This is a genomic window from Cellulomonas terrae (genome assembly GCF_007990265.1).
Taxonomy (GTDB): domain Bacteria; phylum Actinomycetota; class Actinomycetes; order Actinomycetales; family Cellulomonadaceae; genus Cellulomonas; species Cellulomonas terrae.
On record NZ_BJWH01000031.1, the window covers coordinates 1 to 19901 of the forward strand.

Genomic DNA, 19901 nt, shown 5'->3' on the forward strand with positions numbered 1-19901 from the left:
CCCCGGGCGGGGTGCGGCCCGACGCTCGTCAGAAGCCCGGCGCGACGTGCGTCAGAAGCCGAACTGACGCGCCACCGAGCGGACCGCGTCCGCAGAGGCCCGCAGCCCTGCCAGCTCCGCGTCCGACAGCGGGACCGACAACCTCTCACCGACGCCGTGCGCACCCACGATCGCCGGCACGGACAGGCACACGTCGCTGATGCCGTAGAAGTCGTCGAGCAGCGACGACACCGGCAGCACGCGCTGCTCGTCCTTGAGGACGGCCTCGATGATCCGCGAGCCGGCCAGGGCGACCGCGTAGTTCGTCGCCCCCTTGCCCTCGATGATCCGGTACGCGGAGTCGACCACCTCGTGCGCGATCCGCCCCCGCACCTCCTCGGTGAGGGGCCCTCTGCCGCCGGTCCCGGTCCACTCGAGCAGCGGGACCGAGCCGATGCTCGCCGACCCCCACAGGGGCAGCTCGGTGTCACCGTGCTCGCCGGCGATGTACGCGTGCACGTTCTGCACCGCGACGCCCGTGTGCTGCGAGATGAGGTAGCGCAGCCGGGAGGAGTCCAGGACCGTGCCGGACCCGAACAGCTGTGACGGGGGCAGCCCGGAGATCTGCAGCGCCGCGTAGGTGACCACGTCGACGGGGTTGGTCACCATCACGTAGACGGCGTGCGGTGCGACCTCCACGAGGGCCGGCAGGACGGTGCGGACCAGCCCGATGGTGGCCTCCGCGAGATCGAGCCGCGACTGGCCGGGCTTCTGCTTGGCGCCGGCGGTGAACATCACGACGTCGGCGTCCGCGCAGACCGCGATGTCGTCGGACCCGACGACCTGCGCCATCGGCATGAACTGGATGCCGTGCCCGAGGTCCAGCGCCTCGGCCTCGACCTTCGCCGCGTTGATGTCGTAGAGCGCGACGGACCGGGCGGCCCCGCGCAGGAGCGCGGCATAGGCCATGGTCGACCCGACGGCACCGGCTCCGACGATCGCGAGCTTCGAGGTGCGACGGCCGCTGCGGAACGGGGGCAGGCCGACGTCTTCCAGATCCAGGCTCTCGGTCATGAGCCGAGGCTAGTCGGCCGCGGCGAGCCGCTGCAGCGCGGAGAGGGCGACGGCACGGTCCGTCGTGCGCCAGAAGGGCGGGAGCGACCGGGTGAGGAAGCTGCTGTACCCGGCGGTCGCGAGGCGAGGGTCGAGCACGGCGACCACACCGCGGTCGTCGCTCGTCCGGATCAGCCGGCCCGCACCCTGCGCGAGGAGCAGGGCCGCGTGCGTGGCGGAGACCGCGAGGAAGCCGTTGCCGCCCGCCTTCTCGACCGCGTCCGACCGCGCGGAGCTCACCGGGTCGTCGGGCCGGGGGAACGGGATCCGGTCGATGATGACGAGCCGGCACGTCGCGCCCGGGACGTCGACGCCCTGCCAGAGCGACAGCGTGCCGAACAGGCACGTGGCCTCGTCGGCGATGAACTGCGCGACGAGGGTCGGCAGCTGGTCGTCGCCCTGCGCGAGGATCGGCACGTCGAGCCGCTCGCGCATCGCGGCCGCGACCGCGTTGGCCGCACGCCGCGACGAGAACAGCCCGAGCGTCCGCCCGCCTGCGGCGGTGATGAGGTCGGCGATCTCGTCGAGCTGCGCATCCGTCGCCGGCTCGCGACCGGGCTTCGGCAGGTGCCGCGCGAGGTAGAGGATCCCCTGCCGCGGGTAGTCGAACGGGCTGCCGACGTCGAGCCCGCGCCACGGCACCCCCGCGGGCGCGGCTGGTTCCGCCCCCGCCAGCGACGTCGGACCGACCGGTTCGGCGTCGGGGCGGACCTCGAGACCCACCGCGCGGGCGATCGGGTCGAACGAGCCGCCGAGCTCGAGCGTCGCGGAGGTGAGCACCCCGGAGCGGCCGGCGAGCAGATTGGTGCGGATCAGGCCGTTCACGGCGAGCGGTGCGGCGTACAGACGGGTGAGCACGGAGCCGCGCCGGTCCTCGCTGCGGCTGCACCACAGGACGGTGTGCCGGTGGTCCTCGGGGTCGGCCGCCATGCGGTCGGCCACCTCGTAGAGCGCGAGCATCGTGGCCTGGGCGACCTTGCGACCACCCTCCGCGGGGGTGTTCGGGCCGGTCTCCGGCTTGAGCACCGTGAGCAGCGCACGGGTGGCGTCGCGGACGCTCGCGACGGCGTCCCGGGCAGCCGGGGGCAGCCCGTCGCGGAACCGGGTCTCCGGCAGCCCGACCAGGACGGAGGCGAGCGCCTGGCTGGCCGCGTCGAGGTCCGTCGTCGGGACGCCCCCGTGCCGGCGCGCGAGCCGGGCGGCGTGCTCGATGGTGGCCACGGACAGCTCGGACGTCGCCTGCGCCGTCACCCGGTCCGTCAGCTCGTGCGCCTCGTCGACGATGACCACCTGGTGCTCCGGCAGCACCCCGGGCGACCCGGAGGCGGCGATGCCGAGCATGGCGTGGTTGGTGACGACGACGTCGGCCTCCCGCGACGCCGCCTTCGCCTTCTCCGGGAAGCACTCGGCGAGCATCGGGCACTTGCCGCCCAGGCACTCCAGCGACGTGATGGACACCTGCCGCCAGGCGCGGTCCGTGACCCCCGGGACGAGGTCGTCCCGGTCGCCCGTGTCGGTCTCGTCGGCCCACTCGCGCAGCCGCAGGACCTGCTCGCCGAGGCTCTCCGACAGCGTCGACGCCCCCGTCCGCGCCGGGGCGGGGTGCTCCGCCGCGCCGGCGTGCTCCCCCAGGTCGAAGAGCGTGCCCGTGTCGTCGTCGGGGTACCCGCCGGCGACCTTGTGCACGCACACGTAGTTGTGCCAGCCCTTGAGCAGGGCGATGGCGGGCGTGCGCGGCAGGTGCGGCTCCAGGGCCTTCGCGACGAGCGGGAGGTCGCGCGTGATGATCTGCCGCTGCAGCGCGAGGGTCGCGGTGGAGACGACGACGTGCTCGTTCTCGAGGACCGCGTGCCGCAGCGCCGGGACCAGGTAGCCGAGCGACTTCCCGGTGCCCGTCCCCGCCTGGACGAGCAGGTGCTCGCCCCTGTCGATCGTCTCCGCGACGGCGACCGCCATCTGCTGCTGCCCGTCACGACGGACCCCGCCGAGCGCCTCGACCGCGACGTCGAGGAGCGTCTCGACGGAGGGGTCGGCGTCTGGCACCGCGTCAGCCTAGTGCGGCGCGCGGACGCTCACGGACGAGGCTGTGCAGCGGCTTCCAGCTCGGCGGCGAGGCCCGCGTCGACGCGCGCGCGGATCGCCGTCCCGTCGCCCGTGTGCTCCTCCGACTGGATGTCCCCGTGCTCGTGCACGCGGCTGATCAGGTCGCCGCGGTCGTACGGGACGACCAGGTCGACGCTGACGCCGGGCCGCGGCAGCTGGTCGGCGATGAGCGCCTGCAGCTCCTCGATGCCCTCTCCGCTGTGCGCCGAGACGACGATCGAGTGCACCTCCCGCGACCGCAGGCGGGCGATCGCCTCCGGCGTCGCGAGGTCGGCCTTGTTGAGCACGATGATCTCGGGGACGTCCATGGCACCGGGGATGTCCGCGAAGACGTGCCGGACCGCGGAGATCTGGCCCTCGGGGTCGGGGTGGGACGCGTCCACGACGTGCAGGATCAGGTCCGCGTCCGCGACCTCCTCCAGGGTGGAGCGGAACGCCTCGACCAGCTGGTGCGGCAGCGCGCGGACGAAGCCGACGGTGTCCGCGAGCGTGTAGACGCGTCCGTCGACCGTCTCAGCCCGGCGGACGGTCGGGTCGAGGGTCGCGAACAGCGCGTTCTCGACGAGCACGCCCGCGTGCGTCAGCCGGTTGAGCAGGGAGGACTTGCCCGCGTTGGTGTACCCGGCGATGGCGACCGACGGGATCGCGTGCTTCTTGCGCGACGCGCGCTTGGTGACCCGGCCGGGCTCCATCGCGGCGATCTCGCGGCGCAGCTTGGCCATGCGGTTGCGGATGCGCCGCCGGTCGAGCTCGATCTTGGTCTCACCCGGACCACGCGACCCCATGCCCGCAGCAGCGCCGCCGACCTGGCCACCGGCCTGCCGGGACATCGAGTCGCCCCAGCCGCGCAGGCGCGGGAGCAGGTACTCCAGCTGCGCGAGCTCGACCTGCGCCTTGCCCTCCCGGGACTTGGCGTGCTGGGCGAAGATGTCGAGGATCAACGCGGTCCGGTCGATGACCTTCACGCGGACGATGTCCTCCAGCGCACGTCGCTGGGACGGTGCGAGGTCGCCGTCGACGACGACGGTGTCCGCGCCGACCGCGGCGACGAGCGTGGCCAGCTCGGCGGCCTTGCCCGACCCGAGGTAGGTGCCCGGGTCCGGCTTCTGCCGGCGCTGGAGCAGCCCGTCGAGGACCTGCGAGCCCGCCGTCTCGGCGAGCTGGGCGAGCTCACGCAGGGAGATCTCGGCGTCGGTGACGGTGCCCGAGCCCCAGACGCCCACGAGGACGACCTTCTCCAGTCGCAGCTGGCGGTACTCGACCTCGGTGACGTCCTGGAGCTCGGTGGACAGCCCCGCGACCCGGCGCAGCGACGTGCGCTCCTCGAGCTCGAGCTGGTCCCCGTCGTACGACGAGTGCACCGTGCCGCCGGCGTGCAGCGTGGCCCCGGCCCTGGCGAGCACACGGGCCACGACGTCGTCGGCCACCTCCTGCGCGGAGCGCGTGGGTGGGGCGTCCTGCGTCTGGCTGGTGGTGTGCTGCGGGTCGGTCAAGGGGTTCCTCGTCTCGTTCGGGTTCCTCCAGGGTCGCACGCGGCGCGGAACCCCAGCGAGGGATTTCGCTGCGGGCCGAGCGCGTCCGCGTGGGTATCGTCGGCGCCGTGAGCGAGCAGGACCACTACTTCACGGCACGGCCGGCCTCCCCCGACGAGCGCCGGCTGCTGCGCGTGCACCTGGCGGGCCGGGACGTCGAGGTCGAGACCGCCGGCGGCATCTTCTCCCCGGACCACGTCGACCTCGGCACGCGGGTGCTGCTCGACCACGTCCCCGCACCCCCGTCCCAGGGCGACCTGCTGGACCTCGGCTGCGGCTGGGGCCCGATCGCGCTCACGCTGGCGCTGGAGTCCCCGACCGCCCGCGTCTGGGCCGTCGACGTCAACGAGCGCGCGCTCGACCTGGCGCGTCGCAACGCCGAGCGCCTCGGCGTCACGAACCTGCGCGCGGTGCGGCCCGAGGAGGTCCCCGACGACGTGCTCTTCGCGGCGATCTGGTCCAACCCGCCGATCCGGGTCGGGAAGGTCGCGCTGCACGCGATGCTGACGCACTGGCTCGGTCGCCGCGCCCCCGGCGGTGAGGCGCACCTGGTCGTCGGCAAGAACCTCGGTGCGGACTCGCTGCAGCGGTGGATCGCCGCCGAGCTCGACGTCGCCGTGGACCGGACCGCGAGCGCCAAGGGGTTCCGTGTGCTCGCCGTGCACGACCGATGAGCGACTGGCGGGAGCTGCGCACCACCACCTGGAGCATGGTCGCGCTGATCTTCATGGTCGCGTTCGAGTCGCTCGCCGTGACCACCGTCATGCCCACGGTCTCCGACGCGCTCGACGGCGCCTCCCTGTACGCGTTCGCCTTCGCGGGACCGCTGGCGACCGGCGTCGTCGGCATGGTCCTGGCCGGTCCGTGGAGCGACCGCAGCGGGCCTCGGACGCCGCTGCTCGTCGCCATCGGGCTGTTCACCGCGGGCATCCTCGTCGCGGGGGCGGCGCCGTCGATGGAGGTGCTCGTCGCGGGACGGCTGCTCCAGGGGTTCGGCGGCGGTGCGATGACGGTCGCGCTGTACGTGGTGGTGGCCCGGCTGTACCCGGCGATGCTGCACCCACGGGTGTTCGCGTGGTTCGCGGCGGCGTGGATCATCCCGTCGCTCGTCGGTCCGGCGGGTGCCGGTGTGGTCGCGCAGCACCTCGGCTGGCGCTGGGTGTTCCTGGGGGTCGCACTGCTCGTCGTCCCGACGACGCTCCTGCTCGTCCCGGCGCTGCGCAGGATCGGGCCGCCCGAGACCGCCGGGGAGGCGGCACCGCGTGGCCGGCTCGCGTGGGCTGCCCTCGCCGCCGCGGCCGTCCTCGGGCTCAACCTGGCCGCGCAGGTCCCGCTGCCGTGGTCGGTTCTCGTGGCCGTCGGCACCGGGCTGGGCGCCCTCGTCGCGCTCCGGGCCGTGGTCCCCGCCGGCACGATGCGGGCGGCCCGCGGGCTGCCGAGCGTGATCGCGACCCGTGGCCTGGTCTCGGGGGCGTTCCTGGGTGCAGAGGTGTACCTGCCGTACCTGCTCACGGAGCGGTACGCGTTCTCGCCGACGACCGCGGGGATCGCCCTGACCTTCGCGGGTGTCGCGTGGGCCGGGACCTCGTGGCTGCAGGGGCGGCTCGGGGACCGGTTGCCGTCCCGGACGGCGGTGGTCGTCGGATCGGCCCTGGTCGTCGTCTCGGTCGCGGGGGTGCTGCTCACCGCGGCGGCCCACCTCCCGCCGGCGGTCGCGATCTCGTCGTGGACCCTGGCCGGCGCGGGCATGGGCCTCGTCTACTCGCGCCTGACCGTCCTCGTGCTCTCCTACTCCGCCCCGGGGACCCAGGGCGTGAACAGCTCGGCGCTCTCGATCGCGGACTCCATCGGCGCTGCCCTCGCACTGGCGCTCACGGGCCTCGCGTTCGCCGCCGTGGACCGCTCCCCGGACGCCCCGTTCACCGCCGCGCTGGCGGTCGCGGCCGTGTTCGCCGTGGGCGCCGCGCTGGTGGGCCCACGGGTGGGATCCGGTCGGCCTCAGGCCGAGGAGTCGACCGACGACGCCGCGTCGAGCGCGCTGCGCAGCTGAGCGAGCGTCGGCACGCCGGTGGCTCGACGGACGACGTCACCACGGGCGTCCAGCACCAGGACCGTCGGCGTGACGTCGATGGCGAGCCGCTCGCCGAGCGCCAGGTGGTCCGCGACGTCGAGGTCCGCGTACGCGACGCCGTCCGCGGTCGCGACGGCGCGCTCGACGACGTAGCGGGTCGAGCGGCAGGGTGCGCAGAAGGTGCTGGAGAACTGGACGACGGTGGCCCGCTCGCCGAGCGGGACGCCGAGGTCCGCGGGGGCCAGACGCACGGCGGTCAGCGTCCGGCGACCAGGGCCGCGAGGTCGACGTCCGCCGCGGCGACGAGGACGGCCGGGCCGGCGAGCTCGACGTGCCCCTCGGGCAGGACGGTCACGCGCACCGTCCCGCCGGGCACGTCGACCAGCCAGACGTCGGGCGCGCCCGCCCCTGCCCACGTGCGGACCGCGAGCGCCGCGGCACAGGCACCGGTCCCGCAGGAGCGGGTCTCCCCGACCCCCCGCTCGTGCACGCGCATCCGGACACGGCCGACCAGCGACCCGTCGGGCGCCTCGTGCTCCCCCAGGGGGACGACGAGCTCGACGTTCGTGCCGTTCGGCGGTACCGGGGTGACCTCGGGAGCGCGCGTGAGGTCGGCGGCGGTCAGCTCGTCCTCGTCGCCGAGCGCCAGCACCACGTGCGGGTTGCCGACGTCCACGCTCAGGCCGGCGCGGGCGACCTCGAGCCCGGCGACGGCCACTTCCGCGTCGGCGCCGTCGCGCACCGCCTGCGACCCGCCGGGCAGGTGCCAGGTGCCCATGTCCACGGCGTACCAGACGTCGTCGCCGATCCCCGCCGGGACGGCGACGCGCCGTACGCGCCGCACTCCTGCCCGGGTGCCGAGCGCGAGCTCCCCGGTCCCGTCCCACAGGCCGAGCCGCTCCAGGTACGCCGCGAAGACCCGGACCCCGTTGCCGCACATCTCCGCGACCGAGCCGTCGGCGTTGCGGTAGTCCATGAACCAGCGGGCGGCGGGCTCGTCGGCGAGCGCGGAGACGCCCTCGGGAACGTTCTCGCTGGCGACCACCCGGATGACGCCGTCGCCACCGACCCCCGCGCGGCGGTCGGCGAGCCCGCGGACCAGGGCGGGCGAGAGCTCGACGAGCGCGTCGCGGTCGTCGAGGAGGACGAAGTCGTTCTGGGTGCCGTGACCCTTGGTCACGTGCAGGGTCGGGGCGGCCACCACGGTCATGAGCCCAGGCTACGTCGTGGCGCGGGATCGTCCGTGGCGAGGCCCAGCCCGCCCGAGTCGGCCGCGGCGACGAGCCCGAGGGCACGCTCGACGAGGTCCGGGTCCTGGGAGTCCAGCCAGTGCACCCGCGGGTCCCGGCCGAACCAGCCCATCTGCTTGCGGGCGAGCCGACGGGTTCCCGCGGCGACCGCGGCCCGTGCCTCGTCCTGCGTCAGCTCGCCGCGGAGCATCGCGAGGACCTCGGCGTAGCCCACGGCACGCGACGCCGTACGCCCCAGCCCGTGCGCGCGCAGGTGCTCGACCTCCTCGACGAGGCCGCGCGACCACATCCGCTCGACGCGCTCCGCGATGCGCGCGTCCAGGACGCCTCGGTCGCAGTCCAGGCCGATCTGGACGGCCGGGACCTCGTAGACGTGCTGCGGGAGGCTCGCGGAGTACGGCCGTCCCGTGAGCTCGATGACTTCCAGCGCCCGCACGATCCGGCGGGCGTTGCGGGGACCGATCCCGTCGGCCGCGACCGGGTCCGCCGCCGCGAGCTCGGCGTGCAGCGCGCGGGCGCCCTCGGCCTCGACGCGGTCCTCCAGCCGCGCGCGGACCTCGGCGTCGGTGCCGGGGAACTCCATGTGGTCGAGCAGCGCCCGGACGTAGAGGCCCGAGCCGCCGACGGCCACGGACCGGTGCCCGCGACCGTCGATCTCGCGCAGTGCCGTCCGGGCGCGTGCCTGGTAGTCGGCCACCGAGGCGTCCTCGTGCACGTCCAGGACGTCCAGGAGGTGGTGCGGGACGCCCTGCCGCTCGTCGGGCGTGAGCTTGGCGGTGCCGATGTCCATGCCCCGGTACAGCTGCATCGCGTCGGCGTTCACGACCTCGCCGCCCAGGGCGTGCGCGAGGGCGAGCCCGAGGTCGGACTTGCCGGTCGCCGTCGGCCCGACGAGCGCGACCACGAGGGTCATGGCGCTCAGTCGAGGGTCGGGCGGGCAGGGTCGGTGTACTCGGGCGGCGCCGGGGCCGTGGGGACGGTCGCGACGGCGTCCGGGTACTTCTCCTCCAGCCCGGCGAAGAACCGCAGCGCGCTCGCGATGCCGATCGTCAGGTGCAGGTCGAGCTGCTCGTCGGTGAGCCCGTGCTCGTAGTCGACGGTGTGCTCGGTGTAGACGGCCACCTGCTCGGCCTCGATCCGCACGAAGATCTTCGGCCACACCATCGACTCGGACCAGGCGTTCGCCCCGAGGAGCACGTTGCCGAACTCGGTCGCCGGGACCTGGCGCGCCCACCGGCCACGGACCTGCAGGTACTCCTTCGTCTGGCCCAGCGTGATGAACCAGAAGGGGTGGCCGTCCCAGCGGCCCACCAGGTCCCCGTCCTTGTCGGTGCCGTAGACCGACCCGCGCGCGTCGAGCCGCTCGGCTATCCGTGCGGTCGACAGGGGCGGCAGGACGGTGGGCTCGTGCTCGGCGGCTGACATCGGGACCTCGGCGTGTCGGGGACGGACAGCGAGAGACCCTACCGGGCGTCCCAGACGAGGACCGCGTGCTGGGCGCCCAGCTCCGTGGACTCGGCCAGCACGCGCGCCTGCACGGGCCCGTCCCCGGCGGCGCCGACGAGCACCTGCCACGGTGCCCAGCCCCGGACCGCCAGCGCGGCCGCGAGCTCGGCGTCGTCGCCGGCGAGCCGTGCGCGTGCCGCGGGGCCGGCGTCCGCGAGGTCCGCCAGGAGGCGTGCGTCGTGGTCCGGCGCCAGCGCGTCGTCCGCGAGAGGGGCGTCGGGTCCGTGCCTGCCGCTGCCGGATCCGACGACGACGAGGCCGGTCGGCCCGTCGGCGACCAACGTGTGCCCGAGGGCAGCGAGGGCCCCGGCGTCCTGCTGCCCGGTCACCTCGACGACGCGGACGCCGGTACGCCGGCGAGCCTGGAGCAGCAGGTGCAGGCCGACGGCGCTCGGGACGGCCGGGACGTCGGACCCGTCGCCCGGCAGGGGCACCGCGTGGACCGGCCAGCGGAGCAGGTCGTCGGGCACACCCGCGGCCCCGAAGGAGGGCCGAACCGTTCCGGAGAGCTCGCGCGGGACCGGCCCCGGCGCCACCACGACGACGGACGCGACGTCGGCGGCGACGACCTGCGCGACCGCCTCGACGGCCGCTGCACGGAGACCCCCGACGACGTCCGCGTCGCCGGCGACGCCGGGAACCAGCAGTGCGGTGTCCGGGACGAGGGCGGCGACGACGAGCATGCCCAGAACCTACGCCGAGACCTCCGCCACCCGATTGACGGCACCCCGGTGTGGCCGACCGCCGGTACTGTCGTGCGCATGGGGTCGCTCGGGGATCGTGCACGGCGCTGGTGGCAGGGGCGTCCGCGGCCCGCGGCTGCCTCGGACGCGGGCTCCGACCTCGAGCCCGCCGACGACGAGCTGCACGACCGCGTGGCGGAGCTCCTCGCCCGCGAGCTGGGCATCGCCGAGCCCGCGGCGGACCTCCCCTCGGACGTGACGCCCGCCCGGATCGCCGCGTGGATGACGAACAACCAGTTCAGCTACTTCGTCGACAACGACGGTGACCTGGGCGGTCTGTGGCGCGGTCGGCTCTTCTACTTCTTCCTTTTCGGGGAGAAGTCGGAGATCCTCCAGGTGCGGGGCCAGTGGCACCGGGAGGTGGCGATCGAGCGGCTCGAGGAGGTGCTCGACGTCTGCAACGAGTGGAACGCGGACCGGATCTGGCCCAAGGCCTACGTCCGCGTCCGGGACAACGGTCGCGTGCACGTCGTCTCCGAGGTGGCGACCGACCTCGAGCACGGTGCCACGGACGCCCAGCTGAGCCAGATGCTCTTCTGCGGCCTGTCCACCGGCAGCATGTTCTTCGACGCTCTCGACGAGCGGTACCCCGACCCGGCAGGGGTGGCACCGTGAGCGGGCCCGGCTGGCTGCTGCGGGTGCTCGGTGGGCTGCCCAAACCGACCAAACGACCCACGCCGGACGACGAGCCGCCCGGTCCGCTGACCCGGGAGCGGATCGCGGACTACCTCGTCGCCCGCGGGTACCGCTTCGTGGTCGACGACGACGGCGACCTCACGGGCACCTGGGACGGGAGCCGCTTCTGGTTCCTGCTCCTCGGTGAGCAGCAGGAGATCCTGCAGGTCCGCGGCCGCTGGCACCGGAGCCTGCAGCTCGACCAGCGCGAGGTCGCGGCACTGGCGGTCAACGACTGGAACCGCGAACGCATCTGGCCCAAGGCCTACCTGCGCGAGGAGGAGGGCGTGCTCGCCCTCTACAGCGAGGTGTCGGCCGACTTCGAGCCCGGCGTGACCGAGCCGCAGCTCGCGCAGCTGCTGGCGTGCGGACTGGGGACCGGGGTGCAGATGTTCTCGTCGCTCGAGGCCGTGCTCCCCCGCGACGACGCGCCGCCGCCGGACGTGCCGGACAACTAGCGGCTCGCGAGCCCGATCGTCGGCAGGCCCAGCACGACGGGCCCGCTCGCGCCGCCCGTGCCGCACGCGTCGCCCGCACCGCCGTGGCTGTGCTCGTCCTGGCCGCTGCGTCGGCGGTCCCACGCGTCACCGGCAGCGGTGCGACGGACCGCGAACGTCCCGCCGAGCACCGCGGAGTCGGCCACCAGGTGGTACGGCGCGGCGTGCGTCACCGTGACGGTCACGAGGTCGCCCGGGCGGGGGGCGTCGGCCGTCGTGGGCGGCACGGCCAGGTGCACCAGGCGGTTGTCGGCGGCGCGGCCGGTGACCCGGTGCGTCGAGCCGTCCTTGCGCCCCTCGGTCTCCGCGACGAGCACCTGGACGGTGCGACCGACCTGCGCCTGGTTCTCCTCGTGCGAGATGCGGTCCTGGAGTGCCGTGAGGCGCAGGAACCGCTCCTGCACGACGGCCTTCGGCAGCTGGCCGGGCAGGTCGTACGCGGCCGTGCCGGGGCGCGGCGAGTACTGGAACGTGAACGCGGAGGAGAACCGCGAGGCCTCGACGACGCGCAGGGTCTCGGCGAAGTCCTCCTCGGTCTCCCCGGGGAAGCCGACGATGATGTCGGTGGTGATCGCCGCGTCCGGCATCGCGGCCCGCACCCGGTCGAGGATCCCGAGGAACTTCTCCGACCGGTACGAGCGGCGCATCGCGCGCAGGATGCGGTCGGAGCCCGACTGCAGCGGCATGTGCAGCTGCGGCATGACCGTCGGCGTCTGGGCCATCGCCTCGATGACGTCGTCGGTGAACGCGGCGGGGTGCGGCGACGTGAAGCGCACCCGCTCGAGGCCCTCGATCGCGCCCGTGGCGCGCAGGAGCCGGGCGAACGCGCCGCGGTCCCCGAACTCGACGCCGTAGGAGTTGACGTTCTGCCCGAGCAGCGTGACCTCGATCGCGCCCTGGGACACGAGCGCCTCGACCTCGGCGAGGATCTCCCCCGGCCGGCGGTCGCGCTCCTTGCCGCGCAGGTGCGGGACGATGCAGAACGTGCACGTGTTGTTGCAGCCGACGCTGATCGACACCCAGCCCGCGTAGACCGACTCGCGGCGCGTGGGCAGCGTGCTGGGGAAGACCTTCAGCGACTCCTCGATCTCGACCTGGGCCGCGGCGTTGTGGCGGGCGCGTTCCAGCAGCACGGGCAGGACGTCGAGGTTGTGCGTGCCGAACACCACGTCGACCCACGGCGCCCGCTCGACGATCCCGGCACGGTCCTTCTGCGCGAGACAGCCTCCGACGGCGATCTGCATGCCGGGCCGCGCGCGCTTGGACGCGGCGAGCCGCCCGAGGTTCCCGTAGAGCTTGTCGGCCGCGTTCTCGCGGACGGCGCACGTGTTGATGACGATGACGTCCGCGTCCTCCGCGGCGGCCTGCACCGGGCTCGCGGCGACGTACCCGGCCTGCTCCAGCATGCCGGCCATGTGCTCCGAGTCGTGCACGTTCATCTGGCAGCCGAGGGTCTTGACCAGATAGGTGCGCGCAGCGCCGTCGCGCTCAGGTGTCGAGGCGTCGGGCAGGAGGGCGGGCAGGGTCGTGGACATCACCGACAAGGGTACGGCCGCTCTCCTCGAGTCCCTCACCTGGGGTCTTGCTTGACGGGTACGTTGCCGAACCGTGACCGTCATCTCTCGCCAGATCGGGCAAACCCACCGTAGGTTCATCCAATGGTGGACACCTCAGCCGCACCGCCCGCCCCGACCGACAAGACGTCCGACGCCCTCGTGGAGCTCCGCGGCGTGGACAAGCACTTCGGAGCCCTCCACGTGCTCCAGAACATCGACCTGACCGTCAGCCGCGGCGAGGTCGTGGTCATCATCGGGCCGTCCGGAAGCGGGAAGTCGACCCTCTGCCGCACGATCAACCGGCTGGAGACCATCGACTCAGGCACGATCCGCCTCGACGGCGTGCCGCTCCCGGCCGAGGGTCGCGCGCTCGCCCGGCTCCGTGCCGACGTCGGGATGGTCTTCCAGTCGTTCAACCTCTTCGCGCACAAGACCGTGCTGGAGAACGTCACGCTCGGTCAGGTGAAGGCCAAGGGCGTCAAGCCGTCGAAGGCCAAGGAGGTCGCGCTCGCCCTGCTGGACCGGGTCGGCGTGCGCAACCAGGCCGACAAGCTCCCCGCCCAGCTCTCCGGTGGACAGCAGCAGCGCGTCGCCATCGCCCGCGCGCTCGCGATGCAGCCGAAGGTGATGCTCTTCGACGAGCCGACCTCCGCGCTGGACCCCGAGATGATCAACGAGGTCCTCGACGTCATGGTCGGCCTCGCCAAGGACGGCATGACCATGATCGTCGTCACCCACGAGATGGGCTTCGCCCGCCGGGCCGCGAACCGCGTCGTGTTCATGGACGGCGGCCAGATCGTCGAGGAAGCCGACCCGGAGACGTTCTTCACCGCACCGAAGAGCGAGCGCGCCAAGGACTTCCTGTCGAAGATCCTCACCCACTGACACCCACCCCCACCACGACCCGACCGACACTGCACACCACACGAAGGGGACACACGATGCGTAGAGGACGACTGGTACTGGCTCTCGCAGCCGCTGCCACGCTGACGCTTGCCGGCTGTTCGAGCGGCGACGGCGGAGACGACGCCGACGCCGGCGCGACGAGCGAGGCGACGGAGGAGACCGGCGGCGCCGAGGGCACCATCAAGATCGGCATCAAGTTCGACCAGCCCGGCCTGGGCTACCAGGACGGCAGCGAGTACACCGGCTTCGACGTCGACGTGGCGAAGTTCGTGGCCGGCGAGCTCGGCTACGGAGAGGACCAGATCGAGTGGGTCCAGGCACCGTCCGCGCAGCGCGAGACGCTGCTGCAGAACGGCCAGGTCGACATGATCTTCGCCACCTACTCGATCACCGACAAGCGCAAGGAGGTCGTCTCCTTCGGCGGTCCGTACTTCGTCGCCGGCCAGGACCTCCTGGTCGCCGCGGACGACGACTCGATCAGCGGCCCCGAGGACCTCGAGGGCAAGAACCTCTGCTCCGTGACGGGCTCCACGTCCGCGCAGCGCATCAAGGACGAGTACGCCGCGGGCACCAACCTGCTCGAGCAGCCCGGGTACGCCGAGTGCGTCACCGCCCTGACGGCCGGGACGGTGGACGCCGTCACGACGGACGACATCATCCTCGCCGGTCTCGCGGCCGTGCCCGCCAACGAGGGCAAGGTCAAGGTCGTCGGCAACCCGTTCTCCGAGGAGAACTACGGCGTCGGCATCGCGAAGGACAGCGACAAGTGCGAGGCCATCAACGAGGCCATCACCAAGATGATCGACGACGGCACCTGGCAGGAGCTGCTCGACAAGAACGTCGGCGCCTCCGGCTACCAGGCGAACGAGGAGCTCAACCCTCCGACGCCTGACGCCTGCGCCTGACCCGCTGACGGACCGGGGGCTCGCGCTCACAGCGCGGGCCCCCGGTCCCTCGAAGAGCCCTCCGAGAGCAAGGAGCGTCGGTGGACGACGGCTTCCTCCAGCAGTACCTGTCGCTGTTCGACGAGTTCGACGTGCTCGCTGCCTTCTGGGTCAACATCCAGCTGACGTTCTTCGCCGGGATCCTCGCGCTGATCCTCGGCACCGTCCTGGCGACGATGCGCATCTCACCGGTGCCGAGCCTGCAGTGGGCGGGTTCGACGTACGTCACGCTCCTGCGCAACACCCCGCTGACGATCATCATGGTCTTCTGCGTGCTCGGGCTCTGGGGGCAGCTGGGCATCACCCTCTCCCCCGACTTCACGACGAACTTCTTCCGCCTCGCCGTCGTCGGGCTGACCGTCTACCACGCTGCGTTCGTCTGCGAGGCGCTGCGGTCGGGCGTCAACACGGTGCCCGTCGGCCAGGCCGAGGCCGCCCGCGCCATCGGCCTGTCGTTCTGGCCCGCCGCGCGGCTGGTCATCCTGCCGCAGGCGTTCCGCGGCTCCGTCGCCCCACTGGGCAACGTGCTCATCGCGCTCACCAAGAACTCGACCGTGGCCGCCGCCGCGTCCGTCGCGGAGGCCTCGAGCCTCATGCGCACGATGATCGAGTTCCGGCCCGACGTGATCGTCGCGATCTTCCTCACCTTCGCGCTCGGCTTCGTCCTCATCGTCGTGCCGATCGGCCTGGCGACCACCGCACTCTCGCGACGACTGGCGGTGGCCCGATGAGCACCCTGTTCGACGTCCCCGGTCCCGTCGCCCGCCGACGGATGGTCTGGGTCAACATCGTCGCGACGCTCGTCGTCGCCGGCATCGGCGCCTGGGTGCTGCTCCGGCTCAACGCGAAGGGCCAGCTCGACGCAGCACTGTGGACGCCGTTCCTGACCGCCAGCCCCTGGGTCGACTACCTGATCCCCGGGTTGCTCGACACGCTCAAGGCAGCCGCGATCTCCATCGTGACGGCCGCAGTCTTCGGGTTCGCCTTCGGGCTCGGCCGACTCTCGCCGTCCCGCGCCGTACGTGCAGTCAGCGGGACCATCGTCGAGTTCTTCCGCGCCGTCCCCGTGCTGCTGATGATGATCTTCTTCTACCTCGGCCTGGGCAAGCTCCAGATCCTCGACCCGTCCGACGTCCCGCTGGTCGCGGTCGTGCTCGGCCTGACCTTCTACAACGGCTCGGTGTTCGCCGAGCTCGTCCGCTCCGGCGTGCACGGCCTGCCGCGCGGTCAGCGTGAGGCGGCCCTGGCCGTCGGCCTGCGCGGCGGTCAGTCGCTGCGGCTGGTCGAGGTCCCGCAGGCCCTCATCGCGATGCTCCCGGCGATCGCCAGTCAGCTGGTCGTCATCCTGAAGGACACGGCCCTGGGCCTCATCGTCACCTACCCGGAGCTCCTGGACGCGGCGCGACGGTTCGGCTCCGGCAACGGCAACATCCTGCAGGCGCTGGTCGTCGCGGCGCTGATCTTCATCGTCATCAACTACGGGCTGACCCGGTTGGCCGACGCCCTCGCGGGGCGCGTCGGCAAGCGCACCGCCGGCAAGCCGCGCGCCGAGGCGCCGAGCCTGGTGGTCGCGACCGGGAACGACTGAGTCAGCCGGCGGTCGCGCTCGCGCGCATCTCCCGCACGACCGTCACGGTGATCTCCCCCGGGTAGGCGAGGTCGGCCTCGATGTGGCGGGCGATCGCGACCGCCAGCTGCGGCAGGGCGTAGTCGTCGACCTCGGACGGCTCCACGATGACGCGGACCTCGCGGCCCGCGGACATGGCCAGCGCGCGCCGGACCCCGTCGTGCGCGGCCACGAGCTGCTCGAGCTTGTCGATGCGCTCGACGTACTGACCGAGCTCCTCGCGGCGTGCCCCGGGCCGCGACGCCGAGATGGCGTCCGCGACCTGCACGAGCACGGCCTCCACCGTCTCCGGGGGCACCTCGTCGTGGTGCGCGGCGATGGCGTTGACGATCGCGGCGGACTCGCCGTGCCGGCGGGCGAGGTTCGCGCCGAGCATCGCGTGCGTCCCGGGCAGCTCAGCGGTCAGGGCCTTGCCGACGTCGTGGAGGAACGCACCCCGACGGGTGACCTCGACGTCGGCGCCCAGCTCCGCGGCCAGGGCGCCGGCGAGCTGGGCGGTCTCGACGAGGTGCTCCAGCACGTTCTGCCCGTACGACGTGCGCAGGCGCAGCCGCCCCAGCGTGCGCACCAGCGTCGGGTGCAGACCGCTGACGCCGGCGCGCTCGGCGGCGTCGTGTCCGGCGGAGTCGGTGCGCTCGTCGGCGCCGGCGAGCGCCTCGGCATAGGCCTGCTCGATCCGTTGCGGATGGATGCGGCCATCGGCCATGAGCGCCTCGAGGGCGACCTGGGCGACCTCGCGGCGCTCCGTGTCGAAGCACGACAGGACCACGGCGTCGGGCTGGTCGTCGACGAGGACGTTCACCCCGGTCAGCGCCTCGAAGGACCGGATGTTCCGGCCCTCCTTGCCGATGATCCTGCCCTTCATCTCGTCGGACGGGAGCGGCAGCACCGTGAGCGGCGACTGGGTGCTCGTCGGGACGGCGAGCCGCTGCACGGCCGTGGTGACGATGCGCCGCGCCCGGGCGTCGGCGGTCCGCCGCGCCTGGGCCTCCGCACGCCGGACCTGCGCGGCCGCGTCGTTCTGCGCCTGCTCGACGATCCGGCGGGTCAGCTCGGCGCGGGCGTCGTCCGCGGTGAGTCCCGTGACCGACTCGAGCTCGGCGAGCGCGGCCTTCTCGGCAGCCGCCGCGCGTGCCGCTGCTGCGCGTTCCGACTCCTCCAGGATTCGGGCACCCGCTCGGCGAGCCTCGGCGGCGGCCTCGGTCTCGGCACGCAGCCGGCGTTCGAGCTCGTCGACCTCCACCCGGTCGCTCGCCACCGACTGCTCCCGCTCGCTCAGCCGCTTCTCGCGCCGCTCGACGTCCTCGCGCAACGCGCGAGCCGCGTCCTTGATGGAGGCCACGTCGGCCTCCGCACGGGCGCGCTGCATGCCGGCCTCCCGGCGCGCGACCAGGACGAGCACGAGCGCCACGAGGCAGGCGCCGAGCAACCCGACGATCGTGCCGGTGGCGCCTGCGTCCACAACGTCCTCCTGGTCCGACCGCCCGTCGCGCAGCGGTGCCGGTGCGCGGGTAGCGGCCATTGTCGCGCACACCTACCGCCGTTCGGGTGCAGACCGCCCGAGTCGCGACCGGTGTGTCCCCGGCCGTCCGAAAGGTCGTGGCACGACGCCGCGCCGATCCAGGCACGGCACCCGTCGGGCGGGTCCAGGTCACGACACCCGGCCCGACCCGTCCAGGTCATCGGGCTCCGTCGCGCAGGTCCAGATCAGTGCACCCCGTCGAACCCGTCCAGGTCGCTGTCGTCGGTCGAGCCCTGCGCCGCGAGCTCCTCGCGCACCAGCCGTGCGACGAGGCCGGGCGGGTAGCCCCTGCGCCCGAGCGCCGCGAACGTCCGGCGCGACCGGGTCTGCGCGTCGAGCCCCGACGTGGAGGCGAGCTTGCGCCGGACCAGCCGGCGGGCGGCCGCCTCCTCGTCGTCCGCGTCGACCTGCTCGAGCGCGTCACCGGCGGTCTCGTCGTCGATCCCGCGGCGCCGCAGCTCGACGGCGATCGCCCGGCGAGAGAGCCCGCGCTCGGCGTGCCGGGTCCGGACGACCATCCGGGCGTACTCGGTGTCGTCGATCAGCCCGACCTCGGTGAACCGGTCGAGCACACGCTCGGCGACGTCGTCGGGGACGTCCTTGCGCGCCATCGCCTCGGCGAGCTGCGCCCGGCTGCGCGGCGAGGAGGTGAGGAGCCGCAGCGCGATCGCGCGCGCCACGGACTCCTGGTCCGGCTCGGCATCCTGCGCGGCGGCACCCGTCGAGGGCGGTTCGGTGCCGAACCGCCCCCGACGTCGGGTACTGCTCGTCATCCGGCTGCTCAGAAGTCCACGGCCGGCACAGGGTCGGCCGGTGCGTCGACGCGCGCGCCGATGCCGAGCTTCTCCTTGATCTTCTTGTCCAGCTCGTTGGCCAGGTCCGGGTTGTCCCGCAGGAAGCCACGGGCGTTCTCCTTGCCCTGGCCCAGCTGGTCGCCCTCGTACGTGTACCAGGCACCGGACTTGCGCACGAAGCCGTGCTCGACACCCATGTCGATGAGGCTGCCCTCGCGGGAGATGCCGACCCCGTAGAGGATGTCGAACTCCGCCTGCTTGAAGGGCGGGGCCATCTTGTTCTTGACGATCTTCACGCGGGTCCGGTTGCCGACGGCGTCCGTCCCCTCCTTGAGCGTCTCGATGCGGCGGATGTCCAGGCGCACCGACGCGTAGAACTTGAGCGCCTTGCCACCCGTGGTCGTCTCGGGCGACCCGAACATCACGCCGATCTTCTCGCGCAGCTGGTTGATGAAGATGGCCGTGGTGCCGGACGAGTTGAGCGCGCCGGTGATCTTGCGCAGCGCCTGGGACATGAGCCGGGCCTGGAGGCCGACGTGGCTGTCCCCCATCTCGCCCTCGATCTCGGCCTTGGGCACGAGCGCGGCGACCGAGTCGACGACGATGACGTCGATGGCGCCGGAGCGGATCAACATGTCCATGATCTCGAGCGCCTGCTCACCGGTGTCCGGCTGGGAGACGAGCAGCGCGTCGGTGTCGACGCCGAGCTTCTTGGCGTACTCCGGGTCCAGCGCGTGCTCGGCGTCGATGAAGGCCGCGATGCCGCCGGCCTTCTGCGCGTTGGCGACCGCGTGCAGCGCGAGCGTGGTCTTGCCGGAGGACTCCGGGCCGTAGATCTCCACGACCCTGCCGCGCGGCAGGCCGCCGATGCCGAGAGCGACGTCCAGGGCGATGGAGCCGGTGGGGATCACCTCGACCGGGGCACGGCCGTCGTCCCCGAGCCGCATGATCGACCCCTTGCCGAACTGGCGGTCGATCTGGCTGAGCGCGGCCTCGAGGGCCTTCTCGCGATCCTTCGGTGCGGGCATGTCGACCTCGTCTGTCTCGAGCAGCTGCGCTGCGGTACGGGGGCTGGTCTTTGTC

General features: G+C 73.0%; 20 protein-coding genes. 8 read left to right on the top strand and 12 right to left on the bottom strand.

Annotated features, from left to right (window positions below; genetic code table 11):
- Positions 1–51: 51 nt before the first annotated feature.
- The 3 genes from CTE05_RS19000 to hflX are packed head-to-tail and all read right to left on the bottom strand — an operon-like array spanning position 52 to position 4688.
- On the bottom strand, positions 52–1053 hold the full coding sequence (locus CTE05_RS19000; RefSeq protein ID WP_146847866.1) for an L-lactate dehydrogenase: 1002 nt from the start codon (positions 1051–1053) through the stop codon (positions 52–54).
- Between the two features lie 9 nt (positions 1054–1062).
- Positions 1063–3135, bottom strand: coding sequence for an ATP-dependent DNA helicase (locus tag CTE05_RS19005; protein WP_246123759.1), 2073 nt, complete (start codon positions 3133–3135; stop codon positions 1063–1065).
- Between the two features lie 29 nt (positions 3136–3164).
- Positions 3165–4688, bottom strand: a complete 1524-nt coding sequence (hflX, locus tag CTE05_RS19010) for a GTPase HflX (protein WP_146847867.1) — start codon at positions 4686–4688, stop codon at positions 3165–3167.
- A 107-nt stretch (positions 4689–4795) separates the two neighbouring features.
- Between hflX and CTE05_RS19015 the strand changes: the two genes are divergently transcribed.
- Complete coding sequence (locus CTE05_RS19015; protein ID WP_146847868.1) at positions 4796–5401, top strand: class I SAM-dependent methyltransferase; 606 nt, start codon at positions 4796–4798, stop codon at positions 5399–5401.
- The gene (locus CTE05_RS19020; RefSeq protein ID WP_146847869.1) at positions 5398–6777 is read left to right on the top strand and encodes an MFS transporter; all 1380 of its coding nucleotides are present in this window, start codon (positions 5398–5400) and stop codon (positions 6775–6777) included. The genes CTE05_RS19015 and CTE05_RS19020 overlap by 4 nt, the downstream gene beginning before the upstream one ends.
- Here CTE05_RS19020 and CTE05_RS19025 read toward each other — a convergent pair.
- The 5 genes from CTE05_RS19025 to CTE05_RS19045 are packed head-to-tail and all read right to left on the bottom strand — an operon-like array spanning position 6726 to position 10237.
- Positions 6726–7049 carry a thioredoxin family protein gene (locus CTE05_RS19025; RefSeq protein WP_246123760.1) on the bottom strand — a complete coding sequence of 108 codons (324 nt, stop codon included), beginning with the start codon at positions 7047–7049 and terminating at the stop codon, positions 6726–6728. The two genes, CTE05_RS19020 and CTE05_RS19025, sit on opposite strands and share 52 nt — an antisense overlap.
- A gap of 5 nt (positions 7050–7054) precedes the next feature.
- Complete coding sequence (gene dapF, locus CTE05_RS19030; RefSeq protein WP_146847870.1) at positions 7055–8008, bottom strand: diaminopimelate epimerase; 954 nt, start codon at positions 8006–8008, stop codon at positions 7055–7057.
- Positions 8005–8961, bottom strand: a complete 957-nt coding sequence (miaA, locus tag CTE05_RS19035; protein ID WP_146847871.1) for a tRNA (adenosine(37)-N6)-dimethylallyltransferase MiaA — start codon at positions 8959–8961, stop codon at positions 8005–8007. The genes dapF and miaA overlap by 4 nt, the downstream gene beginning before the upstream one ends.
- A 5-nt stretch (positions 8962–8966) precedes the next feature.
- On the bottom strand, positions 8967–9473 hold the full coding sequence (locus CTE05_RS19040; RefSeq protein ID WP_146847872.1) for a type III secretion system chaperone family protein: 507 nt from the start codon (positions 9471–9473) through the stop codon (positions 8967–8969).
- Between the two features lie 38 nt (positions 9474–9511).
- The gene (locus tag CTE05_RS19045; protein ID WP_146847873.1) at positions 9512–10237 is read right to left on the bottom strand and encodes a class III extradiol ring-cleavage dioxygenase family protein; all 726 of its coding nucleotides are present in this window, start codon (positions 10235–10237) and stop codon (positions 9512–9514) included.
- A 78-nt stretch (positions 10238–10315) separates the two neighbouring features.
- Here CTE05_RS19045 and CTE05_RS19050 point away from each other — a divergent pair, with 78 nt between their 5' ends.
- Both CTE05_RS19050 and CTE05_RS19055 read left to right on the top strand, forming a co-directional pair.
- Positions 10316–10912 (top strand): type III secretion system chaperone family protein, encoded by a 597-nt coding sequence (locus CTE05_RS19050; RefSeq protein ID WP_146847874.1) that lies wholly within the window; start codon positions 10316–10318, stop codon positions 10910–10912.
- On the top strand, positions 10909–11430 hold the full coding sequence (locus CTE05_RS19055) for a type III secretion system chaperone family protein (RefSeq protein ID WP_146847875.1): 522 nt from the start codon (positions 10909–10911) through the stop codon (positions 11428–11430). The genes CTE05_RS19050 and CTE05_RS19055 overlap by 4 nt, the downstream gene beginning before the upstream one ends.
- Here CTE05_RS19055 and miaB read toward each other — a convergent pair.
- A complete protein-coding gene (gene miaB, locus CTE05_RS19060) occupies positions 11427–13004 on the bottom strand; it encodes a tRNA (N6-isopentenyl adenosine(37)-C2)-methylthiotransferase MiaB (protein ID WP_146847876.1) in 1578 nt (525 codons plus the stop codon). The two genes, CTE05_RS19055 and miaB, sit on opposite strands and share 4 nt — an antisense overlap.
- A 123-nt stretch (positions 13005–13127) precedes the next feature.
- Here miaB and CTE05_RS19065 point away from each other — a divergent pair, with 123 nt between their 5' ends.
- The 4 genes from CTE05_RS19065 to CTE05_RS19080 all read left to right on the top strand — a co-directional run bounded on the left by CTE05_RS19065 (position 13128) and on the right by CTE05_RS19080 (position 16463).
- The gene (locus CTE05_RS19065; protein WP_146847877.1) at positions 13128–13910 is read left to right on the top strand and encodes an amino acid ABC transporter ATP-binding protein; all 783 of its coding nucleotides are present in this window, start codon (positions 13128–13130) and stop codon (positions 13908–13910) included.
- A 56-nt stretch (positions 13911–13966) separates the two neighbouring features.
- A complete protein-coding gene (locus CTE05_RS19070; protein WP_146847878.1) occupies positions 13967–14836 on the top strand; it encodes a glutamate ABC transporter substrate-binding protein in 870 nt (289 codons plus the stop codon).
- An 80-nt stretch (positions 14837–14916) separates the two neighbouring features.
- A complete protein-coding gene (locus CTE05_RS19075) occupies positions 14917–15606 on the top strand; it encodes an amino acid ABC transporter permease (protein WP_146847879.1) in 690 nt (229 codons plus the stop codon).
- Positions 15603–16463, top strand: a complete 861-nt coding sequence (locus tag CTE05_RS19080) for an amino acid ABC transporter permease (RefSeq protein ID WP_146847880.1) — start codon at positions 15603–15605, stop codon at positions 16461–16463. Before CTE05_RS19075 ends, CTE05_RS19080 begins: the two co-directional genes overlap by 4 nt.
- 1 nt (position 16464) lies before the next feature.
- On the opposite strand, the gene rny is transcribed toward CTE05_RS19080, so the two are convergent.
- The 3 genes from rny to recA form a co-directional block, all read right to left on the bottom strand.
- Positions 16465–18024 carry a ribonuclease Y gene (rny, locus tag CTE05_RS19085; protein ID WP_146847881.1) on the bottom strand — a complete coding sequence of 520 codons (1560 nt, stop codon included), beginning with the start codon at positions 18022–18024 and terminating at the stop codon, positions 16465–16467.
- A 185-nt stretch (positions 18025–18209) separates the two neighbouring features.
- Positions 18210–18797: a regulatory protein RecX gene (locus CTE05_RS19090; protein WP_146847882.1), complete on the bottom strand. Its 588-nt coding sequence runs from the start codon at positions 18795–18797 to the stop codon at positions 18210–18212.
- Positions 18798–18805: 8 nt separating this feature from the next.
- Complete coding sequence (gene recA, locus CTE05_RS19095) at positions 18806–19846, bottom strand: recombinase RecA (RefSeq protein WP_146847883.1); 1041 nt, start codon at positions 19844–19846, stop codon at positions 18806–18808.
- Positions 19847–19901 lie beyond the last annotated feature (55 nt).